A 12,445-nucleotide genomic window follows, 5' to 3' on the forward strand; every position below is an offset into this window, starting at 1 on the left:
TAGGCTGCCCGATCTCCGGAAGAGCGGCGTCTCGGCGGCAAATCCCGGTTTTCCGGCCTTTCCGTCAAACGGCACGGCTCTTGAAAAGGGGAAGGGGCAAGTGAATCACTATGGTTACCCGGGGCCGTCGGCGCCATACCGCGCCACAGGCCGCCATGGAAGGGAGGTGCGAAAGATGAAGCTGGTCATGGCCATCATCAAACCCTTCAAGCTGGACGAGGTGCGCGAGGCGCTGATGCCGCTGGGCATCCAGGGGCTGACGGCAAGCGAAGTCAAGGGATTCGGGCGCCAGAAGGGGCAGACCGAAATCTATCGCGGCGCCGAATACCTGGTCAGCTTCCTGCCCAAGGTGAAGATCGAGGTCGCCGTTCCCGACGACATGGTCGAGCGCGTGATCGAGACCATCCAGCAATCCGCCTATACCGGAAAGATCGGTGACGGCAAGATTTTCGTCATGGACCTCAACCAGGCGATACGCATCCGTACCGGCGAAACGGATGTCGCCGCCCTATGACCCTGTAAGTGCCGGTTTTTCATCCTAAATATTCTAGGCCGGACTGTTCCTGTACCTGCGTTGATCTCCTCCCTGATCCTCGGCCCGGAAGCCCCCGCTTCCGGGCCATTTTTTTATGTTCCCTGCCTTGCCCTTTTTCTCGGCAGAAATCCCCGGATTTGCCCAAAGCTATACCAGACGGTTTAGTTCCTCGTCCGCCAGCCCCGGCCAAAACCGCGGGAAACCGCCCCTGCGGCCCGTGGCACGGATTTTGGTACAAGGCGGCCAACTGGCCCGCTGGGCTATGCCTTCAAGGGGAAATGATGAAGACGATTTCGAAATCGGTGTTGCGCGGTGGTGCCGTGGCAATGGCGATGACTGCCTTCGCCTCGCTCGGCTGGGCGCAGGAAGCCTCCGACCTGGCCGTGGCCGCCGAAGAGGTGGCGGAACTGAATTCGGGCGATACCGCCTGGATGCTCATCTCCACCGCCCTGGTGCTGATGATGACCCTGCCCGGCCTGGCCCTGTTCTATTCGGGCATGGTGCGCAAGAAGAACGTCCTGTCCATGATGATGCAGTGCTTCGCCGTGGCGGCGCTGGCCAGCGTGTTGTGGATGATCGTCGGCTATTCCCTGGCCTTTTCCGAGGGCAACGCCTTCATCGGCGGTTTCGACCGCGTGATGCTGGCCGGAATCGGTGTCGATACCCTGTCGGGCACCATCCCCGAAAGCATCTTCGTCGTCTTCCAGATGACCTTCGCCATCATCACCCCGGCCCTGATCGCCGGTGCCGTGGCCGACCGCATGAAATTCTCGGCACTGCTGTGGTTCACCGGGCTGTGGCTGCTGATCGTCTACGTGCCCGTGGCCCATTGGGTCTGGGGCGGCGGCTTCCTGGGCGATGACGGCGTACTCGACTTCGCCGGCGGCACGGTGGTTCATATCAATGCCGGCGTGGCCGGTCTGGTCGCCTGCATCGTGCTCGGCCCGCGCAAGGGCTGGGGCGTGGACAACATGGCGCCGCACAATCTGGGCCTGGCGGTGATCGGCGCCTCGCTGCTGTGGGTGGGCTGGTTCGGCTTCAACGCCGGCTCCGCCGTGGCCGCCGACGGCGCCGCGGGCATGGCCATGCTGGTCACGCAGATCTCCGCCGCCGCCGCCGCCCTGTCCTGGATGTTCACCGAATGGGCGCTGCGCAAGAAGCCGAGCGTGCTGGGCATCATCTCGGGCGCCGTGGGCGGCCTGGTCGCCATCACCCCGGCAGCCGGCTTCGTCGCCCCCGGCGGCGCCCTGGCCATCGGCCTGATCTCGGGCGTGGTCTGCTATTGGGGCGCCACATGGCTGAAACATACCCTGAAATACGACGACAGCCTGGATGCCTTCGGCGTGCACGGCATCGGCGGCATCGTCGGCGCCGTCCTGACCGGCGTCTTCGCCATCGAGGCCATCGGCGGCACCGCCGGCCTGATCGACGGCAATCCCGGTCAGGTCGTCACCCAGATCTGGGGCATCCTCGCCACCATCGTCTGGTGCGCCGTCGCCTCCTACGTCCTGCTCAAGGTCATCGACCTGGTCATCGGCCTGCGCGTCACCCCCGAGGAAGAACGCGACGGCCTGGACCTGACCCAGCACGGCGAAGTCATCCACTAAGGGACCTTCTTGATTTCTTCGCGAACGAAAACCTGGGGGGCGCTGCGGCGCCCCCTTTTTTTTGTTCAGTTCTCGACGCGAAGCTTCGCCGCCTGAAAAAAGCGGCGCAGATCCTTGAAGTCCGCTGCGATGTCAACGCCCGGGAATCTCGGGCTGCTGACGAAGACCGGCAAGGGGCGGGAAATATCACTCTTCACTCTCAGCCGCCCCCCTTCACGAGAGGAATTGACCAAAGTCTGGGAAAGGGCTGCGGCCTCCCGTTCATTGAACCCGACCGCATGAAGCTCTTCCGTCAGTTGAGCCAGCAGTTTTTCTCGTCCGGTTTTTGCGACTTCAGCCGCCGGCTTGCGGGTGAAATCGCCTTCGCTCAACAACTCGAAGGAACGGCTGTTGGCTCCTTTGTCCCGGATGTCGATATTGACTGAGGCGAGTTCCAACCGCGTCACCATGCTGGCTATTTCGACCAGCGTCATCATGTTGCCATCCTGCAACGAGTGAGCATTGCGCACCATATCCGCCACCTGACGATGATCGATGCCAGCCAAACCCAATTCCCAATCGACGGCCATCGCATCATCCAAGTCGACCTTCATCTGCAAGTCGATCCTGCGGTCGCGGGACGTGATCTTATAGCCCAGCATTGCCGAACCGGTCATCGTCCCGTAGCCCATGCCGACCAGCAGGTCGAGTTCGGCATCCATCTCACCGCTGCGGGCAATTGCCGTCACCGGAATCTCTATCCCCTCGGCCGCCAATTTCACCGAGACCAGATTGCCTTCCTCCTCTTTATAGTCGGAGAGGGTCAACCTCTTGATGAGCACAGGCTTTTCCAGAGAGGGGCCAGAGGTCAGGGTGACATTGTTCAGCGTCGCGCTGCCCGATAGGACGGAAGCCGAAACGCCGTCATAACGCACGAAATCGCGCAGCTTGTTGTCGTAGATGAAATCCTCGACCCGTCTTTCGGCTTCCTTGGAGGCCATGTTGTTCGCAATGACCAGCCCTCCCCCCAACAGGAGAGCACCGGCAATTACGGCGGCCCCAACCACTTTGATGTTCATGATCATTCTCCTTGGGCCGCTCATTGCCCGGCTTCGGCGTCGATCTCGGCGATACGACGCTGGACCAGGGCTTCCACATCCTCGGCTTCCTCGCAGCCATCCTTGGCGCAGACCACCATCTTCCGCACCTTGATGCTGCCTACGGGCAGGGATCGTCCCTCCTGCGCCGTCAGGTCGCCGGAAATGACGTACCAGCGTCCTTTCTCGAAAGCCTCCTGGCCTTCTTCGGCCGACAGGCGCAGATTGGCCGGCCAGCGGGTGGGGACGTCGCCCCGGCCATTGCCATCGGCCTGAACCAGCAAGGCGACGGGCTGCGGCTGGCCCGTGATGATGGCGCGCCCCACCACGGCGCGCGACAGGCTCAGCTTGTCGGCGCCGATCATGTAGGCAACGCGGCTCTGAAGCGACGCATAACGCAGGCGGCTCATGTCCCTTTCCACGCGGCGCAGGGCAGCCATGCGCTTCTCTTCCGCTTCAGCCTTCTCCCGCTCCAGCCGCAGCTTTTCGGCCTCGGCCAGGGCACGGGCCTTGGCTTCCCTCTCCAGTTCGGCGAGAGTCGCGCCATCCCAGCGGAACAGGGGCTTGGTCAGCTTCTCATCGTCATAGACGGTAATCTCGCGCGGCATCAACGTAACCGAGGCTCCGGCATAAGAGCCCGACAGGATTTCGTCTTCTGCAAAGACCGGGGTCAGGATGATTTCCGTAAAGACCTGGCGCTGATTGCTGGAACGTTTCTGCCGGTCGCCGAGGAAAGGCTCGGCCTGTTCCCGAGCCATCGGCAGATGCGTGATCATCCCGGGGACGGCCCAGTTCCAATTGAAGTGGTAAGGAAAGGGAGCCTCTTCGTATTCCCGGTAGCAAGCGCTCCATTCTGGGTCAGAGCTTCCTTGACCGCTGACCGGAGAGAATTCGAATCCCTTCTTCTCGTTGTCATAGCGCCCGAATTCCGAACGCAGAACCATCCGTAGATAGGGATTGCCCTCAGCCAGACTGGCTTTGATGGTCTCCGTGCTCTTCTTCAAATAATCAGGCAGGACGAATTCATTCTGCGCAGCCTTCTGGAAAGCAGAGCAATCCCGGTTGGCGAGGATGGAACGCATCAGCTTTTCATCCTCCAGCCGTGCCAAATCGGCCTTCAGATAAAGCATGAGCAGTGCGTCGTGGGTAAATGGCGTCGATAGCTTGCGCAGATCGACAGGTGGCTCGGCCGCCGCAACGGGGGGAACAGGAGCCGACGGAGTTTCTTCAACGACCGGCACCGTTTCGGCAGAGGGAGCCTCGGCGACGGACGCCTCCGAAGGTGGCGGGCTATCTGCGACAAGCGCCCAATTCCCGGCCTTGCCGGTCGTCCCGCGATAGAGGGTCTTTCCACTCGCTTCCTCGATGCCCGTGAGACTGATCCGCTCGGCAACGGGGCATTCACTGGGCAGGATACGAGTCCCGACCGTCTGCATCAGATTGGGGAAATCGGGTGTCGTGAAGAAGTCCGCGCTCTTCGCCTTGATCACCAGCGACAAATCGGGCTGGCACCAGCCCGAACCGGCATCTTGCGCCAGGATCTCGATTCCAAGACGTTCCGAGAAAGCAAGGCGGGTTTCCTTCGCCTGGACCGGGAGGGAAACTGAAGCGGCAAGGATCCCTGCCAAGCCCCATGTCGCGGCGTTTCGGGAGGGAGTGCCCATCACAAGATCTCCCAGCTGCCGTCACCGCTCTTGCAAGCATTGATCGTGTCGCTGGCACTTTCGTTATTGCGCGAGATATTCATTTCCATGGTGCGGCACTGGGTATTCACCGCCACGGTTTCGGCAATCAGGCCTTCCGCGTCGAGATCGATACCCCCAGCGGATTGCAGCTTATCGAGGTCGATGGCAGGACGCAGGGCCGCTTCCTGGTCGGTGACCGGCTGACTGACCGCAGCCTGCTGTTCCGGCGCGGCCTGCCCCGAGGACGTTTCGGCACTGGCTGGCTGAACGGCAGGGGCGGGCGAAGACGGCGGCGCCTTGGCGGCCAGCGAGCCATGGACATAGCCGATCGAGCGGTTGTTGCGCCCGACCATGATCCAGTCGCTGCCGGAAACCCGGCCAATCGCCTGGAACCTTTCGCCCGGCTGAAGCCCGCCGACGACTTCGGAGTCGGTCCCGGGAGCGGCACGCAGATTGGCGCTTTTGGTGGCGTGCCAGGTCTCCCCGATCAGATCGAGAGCCGGCGGAGCCGCGACATTCTTCTGGCGCAGCAGGGGGACTTCCCGGCTTTCCGTCCTGGTTTCCAGGGGCGTGAGCGTCGCGCTTGCCCCCGTCTCGGGATTGCTCCAATTGATCGTCTCGCCATCCCTGGCGCTGGCCAAGGCCATTCCCGCTCTTTGGCTGACCGCCTGCTGGTCGGCCTCGTCGAGCATCCGGCCGATCTGGTTGCCCAAATAGCCGCCCAGCGCCGTACCAAGAGCCACACCGATGATCTGGCCGCTTCCCTTGCCGAATTGCGCACCGATCACCGCCCCAAGACCGGCACCGACAAGTGTCCCGATATCCTGCTTCGTCGTCTGGCACCCCGTCGTCAGCAGAGCCACGGAAAGGGCACCGGCAGTCACTGCTCTTTTCATCATTCCCCCTTCGGAAACGTCGTCTCGGCAACACTCCCGGCATGTCGGACAGACACCCAGAAAGCTCCAGCCAGGGAAATCTTTTCTATTTGCGCCGTTTTAACAACATTAATTTAATAAGAACACTAATAATAAAATCATAAGAACTCTAATTTCATTTGCTCTTGCAAGAAAACTTTCGGTCCATGAAAAGGAAACCGGCAGATGTAGGAACCACACGCCTGCCCGGCACGGCGGCGTCATCCGCTGAGGAGCCTTCTTACTCTTTGCAGGCAGACCCCTGGGACGCTACGGCGCTTCTCTTTTTTTGGCGCCCCTCGCCCGGACAGAGGATGACCCAAGTCAAGGACAGGAAGCACGGGAAGTCCTATTCTAAAAACAAACTGGAGATTTCCCTGGAGGGCCTTCCACCAGCGCGGACGGTGACACGGCCGCGTTTCCCAAGATGGGGCGGGCGAAACCACCGGGGGTCCACCCCTCTCCAGCCCCTTGGCCTCTCGCCGGTTCCTCTTTGCCCCCGATCACGGGGAGTGGCTTTCCGTTCTTCCGGGCCTCGCAACCCCGACCTGCGGAAGGACAGTTCCCCGGACCCGTTTTGTCGATTTCGGCCCGCACCAGCCAGGACATTCTCCGGCGGGACCTAGAAGGAGGAGCATGACATGAAGAAAACCGGAAAGAACTGGTTGCTGGGGCTCCTCGCCTTTCTCCTGGTCGCTCTCGGCTATTACGCCTGGACCAGCCCTTTCGGCCAGGGCTTGCCGCCCGGCATCGTCAGCGGCAACGGGCGTATCGAGGCCGTCGAGATCGACATCGCGACGCGAACGGCCGGGCGCATCCGCGACATCTTCGTCAATGAAGGGGATTTCGTGGAAGAGGGGCAGGTGCTCGCCCGCATGGATACCGAACAGCTCGAGGCGCAGCGCCGCCAGGCGGAAGCGCAATTGCGGCGCGCGAGGATCGGCATCGATACCGCGAAAAGCCTCGTCATCCAGCGCGAGGCGGAACGGAATGCCGCGCTGGCCGTCGCCGTGCAGCGCGAGGCGCAGCTGAATGCCGCCGAACGGAAGCTGGCACGGTCCGAGCAGTTGGCGAAGACGAGCACCGTTTCGCAGCAGGTGCTCGACGACGATCTTTCCGCCGCCCAGGGGGCGCGGGCGGCCGTGAATTCGGCCAAGGCCCAGATTGCCGCCTCGGAAGCGGCGATCGGCGCGGCCAAGGCGCAGGTGATCGATGCGGAGGCGGCTGTCGATGCGGCCCTGGCCGCGATCGAGAGCATTACCGCCGACATCGACGACAGCACGCTGAAATCGCCGCGGGCCGGGCGCGTCCAATACCGCATCGCCCAGCCAGGAGAGGTGCTTTCGCCGGGCGGGCGGGTCCTCAACCTCGTCGACCTCACCGAGGTCCACATGACCTTCTTCCTGCCGACGGCGCAGGCGGGACGCATCGCCATCGGCACCGAGGCCCGCATCGTCCTCGATGCCGTCCCGCACTATGTCATCCCTGCCAGGATCAGCTTCGTCGCGGATGTCGCCCAATTCACGCCGAAGACGGTGGAGACCGAAGAAGAGCGGCAGAAGCTGATGTTCCGCGTCAAGGCGCAAATCTCTCCCGAATTGCTCAGGAAGCACATCCAGCAGGTCAAGACCGGCCTGCCAGGACGGGCCTATATCAAGCTTGATCCGCAGGTCGAGTGGCCCGCCCAGCTGCAAGGCGTGGTGTCATGACAAGCGGGCCGGAGACCGCCGGGGGCGGCCCTTCCGCGGCGCCGGTCGTCCGCCTTGAGGGAGTCGGCCTCTCCTATGGCAGGACGCGGGCCCTGGCGGGAATCACCCTCGACCTTCCCCCGGGCCGCATGATCGGCCTGATCGGCCCGGACGGCGTGGGGAAGTCGAGCCTGCTTTCGCTGGTCGCGGGCGCGCGCGCCGTGCAGGAGGGGCATGTCGAGGTGCTTGCGGGCGACATGGCCGATTCCCGCCATCGCAGGTCCACCTATCCCCGCATCGCCTACATGCCCCAGGGATTGGGCAAGAACCTCTATCCGACCCTCTCCGTCTTCGAGAATATCGATTTCTTCGCCCGCCTGTTCGGGCATGACAGGCAGGAACGCGAGCGCCGCATCCGGGAGCTTCTGGAACGGACCGGCATGGCGCCCTTCGCGGACCGCCCGGCGGGCAAGCTCTCGGGCGGCATGAAGCAGAAGACCAGCCTGTGCTGTTCCCTGATCCATGACCCGGACCTGCTCATCCTCGACGAGCCGACGACGGGCGTCGATCCCCTGTCGCGCCGGCAATTCTGGGAATTGATCGAGGATATCCGCGCCAACCGCCCCGGCATGAGCGTCATCGTGGCGACCGCCTATATGGAGGAAGCCGCGCGTTTCGACTGGCTGATCGCCATGGATGCGGGCCGGGTTCTCGCCACCGGCACGCCTGCGGAGCTTTTGGCGCAGACGGCGACCGGGACGCTGGATGCGGCCTTCATCGCCCTGCTGCCCGAGGACAGGCGCCAGGGACATAGGGAGGTCGTCATCCCGCCGCGTCCCGAGGCAGAGAAAAGGGAAACCGCCATCGAAGCCGAGCATCTCACCATGCGCTTCGGGGACTTCACGGCGGTGGACGATGTCAGCTTCGAAATCTCGCGCGGCGAGATCTTCGGCTTCCTGGGATCGAACGGCTGCGGCAAAACGACCACCATGAAGATGCTGACCGGCCTTCTGCCCGCCAGCGAGGGCAAGGCCAGCCTGTTCGGCGCGCCCGTCGATCCCCATGACATCGCCGTGCGGCGGCGTGTCGGCTATATGTCCCAGTCCTTCTCGCTGTATAGCGAATTGACGGTCCGGCAGAATCTCGACCTGCATGCGCGCCTGTTCGGCTTGGAACCGGCCAGGATTCCCGGCCGGATCGACGCCATGGCCGAGCGCTTCGACCTTCACGAGGTCATGGAGGCATTTCCCTCCGCCCTGCCGCTCGGCATCCGCCAGCGCCTGTCGCTGGCCGTGGCGATGATTCATTCGCCCGAGATACTGATCCTCGACGAGCCGACCTCCGGCGTCGATCCCGTCGCCCGAGACGGCTTCTGGCAGATTCTCTCCGACCTGTCCCGCCAGGAGAATGTGACGATCTTCGTCTCGACGCATTTCATGAACGAGGCGATGCTCTGCGACCGCATCTCGCTGATGCATGCGGGGCGGGTTCTCGCCAGCGACACCCCGGCCTCCATCATTGCGAACAAGAATGCCGCGACGCTGGAGGAAGCCTTCATCGCCTATCTGGACGAGGCGATGGGCAATGAAGGCAAGGCCCCGGCCCGCCTTCCGGCCCAGGACGAGGACGAAGCAAGAGCCACTCCCCCAGCCGCGCAAAAGGCGGGCGGCGGCTTCTTCGACATCCGCCGCATGTTTGCCTATACGCGGCGCGAAACGCTGGAACTGAGACGGGACCCGATCCGCGCCGCGCTGGCGATCCTGGGGACCGTGCTGCTGATGTTCGTCCTCGGCTACGGCGTCAACATGGATGTCGAGGATCTCTCCTTCGCCGTTCTCGACCGGGACGATACGACGGTCAGCCGCGATTACGTCCTTCAGATCGCAGGCTCGCGCTATTTCACGGAAAAGCCGCCGCTCAGCGACTATGACGACCTCGACCGGCGCATGCGGAACGGCGAGATCAGCCTGGCGCTCGAAATCCCGCCCGGCTTCGCGCGCAATGTGGCACGGGGCCATGCGGTCGAGGTCGGCGCCTGGATCGATGGCGCCATGCCGACACGGGCGGAGACGATCCGGGGCTATGTGCAGGGCATGCACCAGGCCTGGCTGATGCAGAAGGCCCGGGAACTCTATGGCGATGCCGCCACGCGGGGGAATTTCCAGCTCGCCGTGCGCTATCGCTACAACCCGGATGTGCAAAGCCTCGTGGCCATCGTCCCGGCGATCATCCCGCTGCTGCTTCTGATGATTCCGGCGATGCTCGCGGTACTCAGCGTCGTGCGCGAGAAGGAGTTGGGGTCGATCATCAATTTCTACGTGACGCCCGTAACGCGCCTGGAATTCCTGCTCGGCAAGCAGTTGCCCTATATCGGGCTGGCGATGCTGAACTTTTTGATGCTGACGGCCTTCTCGGTCTTCGTCTTCGGCGTCCCCTTCACGGGCAGCTACCTGACCTTCGCCACGGCCGCCCTGCTCTACGTCATCTTCACGACCGGCATGGGCCTCGTGATCTCGAGCTTCATCAACAGCCAGATCGCCGCTATCTTCGGCACCGCGCTGATCACCCTCATTCCCGGCGTGCAATATTCCGGGATGATCGATCCCGTGTCCTCGCTGGAAGGCATCGGCGCCTTCATCGGGCAGATCTATCCGACCACCTATTTCATGATGATCTCGCGCGGCACCTTCTCGAAGGCGCTGGAATTCGGCGATCTGGCCGACACCTTCCTGCCGCTGCTCGTGGCCGTTCCCGTGCTGCTGGGGCTCGGCGTCGCCCTCCTCAAGAAACAGGCGAGATGATCATGCGTATCGGCAACATCCTGCAATTGGGCGTCAAGGAATTGCGCGGGCTCATCCGCGATCCCATGCTGCTGGTCCTGATCGTCTATTCCTTCACCCTGGCCATCTACACGGCGGCAAACGCCATGCCCGACACCCTCAACCGTGCCGCGATCGCCATCGTGGACGAGGATCGGTCGCCGGTTTCCTCCCGCATCATCACCGCCTTCTACCCGCCCTATTTCGTCGTGCCGCGGCTGATAGACCAGCCGGAGATGGACAGCCGGATGGATGCGGGGCTGGAAACCTTCGCGCTGAACATTCCGCCGAATTTCCAGCGCGACCTTCTGGCCGGGAAAGCGCCCACGGTACAGCTCAACATCGACGCGACCCGCATGTCGCAGGCTTTCAGCGGTGGCGGCTATATCCAGGCGATCGTTTCAAGCGAGATCGAGGAATTCCTCAACCGTCATCGCGCCCATCCCGAACTGCCGGTCGACCTGACCTTGCGGTCCCGCTTCAATCCGAACCTCAACAAGGGATGGTTCGGCGCCATCACCAATGTCATCTCCTCCATCACCATGCTTTCCATCGTCCTGACCGGGGCCGCCCTGATCCGCGAGCGGGAGCACGGCACCATCGAGCATCTTCTCGTCATGCCGGTGACGCCGCTGGAAATCATGGTGAGCAAGATCTGGTCGATGGCGCTCGTCGTGCTGATCGCCTCCGGCGCGTCGCTGGTCTTCGTCGTGCAGGGGATCCTGTCCGTCCCGATCGAGGGATCCCTGGCCCTGTTCATGCTCGGGACGGCCCTGCATCTGTTCGCCACGACCTCCTTGGGCATTTTCCTGGCGACCGTCGCCGGGTCGATGCCGCAATTCGGCTTGCTGCTGATGCTGGTGCTGTTGCCGCTTCAGGTCCTGTCCGGGGGGATGACGCCGCGTGAAAGCATGCCGGAGGTCATCCAGACCATCATGCTCGCCGCGCCGAACACGCATTTCGTCATGCTGGCGCAGTCCATCCTGTTCCGCGGTGCCGGGCTTGAGGTCGTCTGGCCGCAATTCCTGGCCCTGATGGTCATTGGAACCGCCCTGTTCCTCTTCTCCCTGCGGCGCTTCCGCAAATCACTGAAATAGGGGCCCGGCCTGCCCGGCCTTTCCCGATGCACCCTTATTTTGCGGCGCCTTCCATTTGCTGCTAGAACCAAGGCGGCTTTTCCCCTGGATATGCGACGCTGGTGATGTTCAACGACCGCCTCGACCTTCTGACCGATTATCCCTTTCAGCGGCTGACCGCCCTGCTGGCCGGCATCGAGCCCGATGCGGCCGCCGGTGCGCCCATGGTCATGTCCATCGGCGAACCCCAGCACGCGCCGCCGGCCTTCGTGCCCGCGATCCTGACCGAACAGGCCGCCGGTTGGGGCAAGTACCCGCCCATGGCCGGGACGCCGGATTTCCGGAGCGCCGTCGCCGACTGGCTGACGCGGCGCTTCTCGCTGCCGGAAGGAATGGTCCAGCCCGACCGCCATGTCGTTCCGGTGGCCGGCACGCGCGAGGCGCTGTACATGATCGCCCAGGTGGTCTGCGCCACCTCGGGCGAGCGGCCGGTGGTGCTGATGCCCAATCCCTTCTACCAGGTCTATTACGGTGCCGCCGTCATGGCCGGGGCCGAGCCGGTGCTGGTGCCCGCCGGGCCGGAGACGGGCTTCCTGCCCGATTTCGCCGCTCTGCCCCAGGAGGTGCTGTCGCGCACGGCGCTGGCCTATCTCTGCACGCCGGGCAATCCGCAAGGGGCGGTGGCCAGCCGCGAAATGCTGGAGGACGCCATAAAATTGGCGCGAATCCATGGTTTCGTCCTGGCCATGGATGAATGCTATTCGGAAATCTACGACAGCGAAATTCCCGCCGGCTCGCTGGAAGCCTGCGCGGCCCTGGGCGGTTCCATGGACAAGGTGGTGATCTTCCACAGCCTGTCCAAACGCTCCAGCGCGCCCGGCCTGCGCTCGGGCTTCGTCGCCGGGGATACCGAGATCATCGCCCGTTTCTCGCGCCTGCGCGCCTATGGCGGCGCGGCCCTTCCGCTGCCGATCCTGGCGGCCTCGACCGCCCTGTGGCGCGACGAGGCCCATGTCGAGGAGAACCGCCGCCTTTATCGCGCCAA

The 12,445-nt window shown here is 63.4% G+C and carries 9 protein-coding genes; 6 read left to right on the forward strand and 3 right to left on the reverse strand.

Features of this window, described 5'->3' with window-relative positions:
• The first annotated feature begins 175 nt into the window (after positions 1-175).
• Together glnK and EPD66_RS21475 are read left to right on the forward strand one after the other, a co-directional pair.
• Positions 176-514 carry a P-II family nitrogen regulator gene (glnK, locus tag EPD66_RS21470; protein ID WP_142850618.1) on the forward strand — a complete coding sequence of 113 codons (339 nt, stop codon included), beginning with the start codon at positions 176-178 and terminating at the stop codon, positions 512-514.
• A gap of 299 nt (positions 515-813) precedes the next feature.
• Positions 814-2,142: an ammonium transporter gene (locus tag EPD66_RS21475; RefSeq protein WP_370511909.1), complete on the forward strand. Its 1,329-nt coding sequence runs from the start codon at positions 814-816 to the stop codon at positions 2,140-2,142.
• A 65-nt stretch (positions 2,143-2,207) separates the two neighbouring features.
• Here EPD66_RS21475 and EPD66_RS21480 read toward each other — a convergent pair whose 3' ends face one another.
• From EPD66_RS21480 to EPD66_RS21490, 3 genes are read right to left on the reverse strand one after another with little or no spacing between them, the layout of a single operon-like run.
• Positions 2,208-3,200, reverse strand: coding sequence for a hypothetical protein (locus EPD66_RS21480; protein WP_142850619.1), 993 nt, complete (start codon positions 3,198-3,200; stop codon positions 2,208-2,210).
• 20 nt (positions 3,201-3,220) lie between these two features.
• Positions 3,221-4,882, reverse strand: coding sequence for a DUF4852 domain-containing protein (locus EPD66_RS21485; RefSeq protein ID WP_142850620.1), 1,662 nt, complete (start codon positions 4,880-4,882; stop codon positions 3,221-3,223).
• Positions 4,882-5,802: an SH3 domain-containing protein gene (locus EPD66_RS21490; RefSeq protein WP_142850621.1), complete on the reverse strand. Its 921-nt coding sequence runs from the start codon at positions 5,800-5,802 to the stop codon at positions 4,882-4,884. The genes EPD66_RS21485 and EPD66_RS21490 overlap by 1 nt, the downstream gene beginning before the upstream one ends.
• 656 nt (positions 5,803-6,458) lie before the next feature.
• Here EPD66_RS21490 and EPD66_RS21495 point away from each other — a divergent pair.
• The 4 genes from EPD66_RS21495 to EPD66_RS21510 all read left to right on the forward strand — a co-directional run.
• Entirely contained in the window at positions 6,459-7,526 is a 1,068-nt protein-coding gene (locus EPD66_RS21495) for an HlyD family secretion protein (protein ID WP_142850622.1), read from the forward strand.
• A complete protein-coding gene (gene rbbA / locus EPD66_RS21500; protein ID WP_142850623.1) occupies positions 7,523-10,306 on the forward strand; it encodes a ribosome-associated ATPase/putative transporter RbbA in 2,784 nt (927 codons plus the stop codon). Before EPD66_RS21495 ends, rbbA begins: the two co-directional genes overlap by 4 nt.
• A 2-nt stretch (positions 10,307-10,308) precedes the next feature.
• Positions 10,309-11,421, forward strand: a complete 1,113-nt coding sequence (locus EPD66_RS21505; RefSeq protein WP_142850624.1) for an ABC transporter permease — start codon at positions 10,309-10,311, stop codon at positions 11,419-11,421.
• 104 nt (positions 11,422-11,525) lie between these two features.
• Positions 11,526-12,445 (forward strand): aminotransferase class I/II-fold pyridoxal phosphate-dependent enzyme (locus EPD66_RS21510; RefSeq protein WP_142850625.1); only part of this gene is annotated, 920 nt, incomplete at its 3' end.

Source organism: Telmatospirillum sp. J64-1 (assembly GCF_006980715.1).
GTDB classification, from domain to species: domain Bacteria; phylum Pseudomonadota; class Alphaproteobacteria; order Rhodospirillales; family Magnetospirillaceae; genus Oleiliquidispirillum; species Oleiliquidispirillum nitrogeniifigens.

What these genes read in the sequence shown, in the direction of transcription:
- glnK (WP_142850618.1), top strand. Translation starts at nt 176, where the DNA reads ATGAAGCTGGTCATGGCCATCATCAAACCCTTCAAGCTGGACGAGGTG.
- EPD66_RS21475 (WP_370511909.1), top strand. Translation starts at nt 814, where the DNA reads ATGATGAAGACGATTTCGAAATCGGTGTTGCGCGGTGGTGCCGTGGCA.
- EPD66_RS21480 (WP_142850619.1), bottom strand. Translation starts at nt 3,200, where the DNA reads ATGAACATCAAAGTGGTTGGGGCCGCCGTAATTGCCGGTGCTCTCCTG.
- EPD66_RS21485 (WP_142850620.1), bottom strand. Translation starts at nt 4,882, where the DNA reads ATGGGCACTCCCTCCCGAAACGCCGCGACATGGGGCTTGGCAGGGATC.
- EPD66_RS21490 (WP_142850621.1), bottom strand. Translation starts at nt 5,802, where the DNA reads ATGATGAAAAGAGCAGTGACTGCCGGTGCCCTTTCCGTGGCTCTGCTG.
- EPD66_RS21495 (WP_142850622.1), top strand. Translation starts at nt 6,459, where the DNA reads ATGAAGAAAACCGGAAAGAACTGGTTGCTGGGGCTCCTCGCCTTTCTC.
- rbbA (WP_142850623.1), top strand. Translation starts at nt 7,523, where the DNA reads ATGACAAGCGGGCCGGAGACCGCCGGGGGCGGCCCTTCCGCGGCGCCG.
- EPD66_RS21505 (WP_142850624.1), top strand. Translation starts at nt 10,309, where the DNA reads ATGCGTATCGGCAACATCCTGCAATTGGGCGTCAAGGAATTGCGCGGG.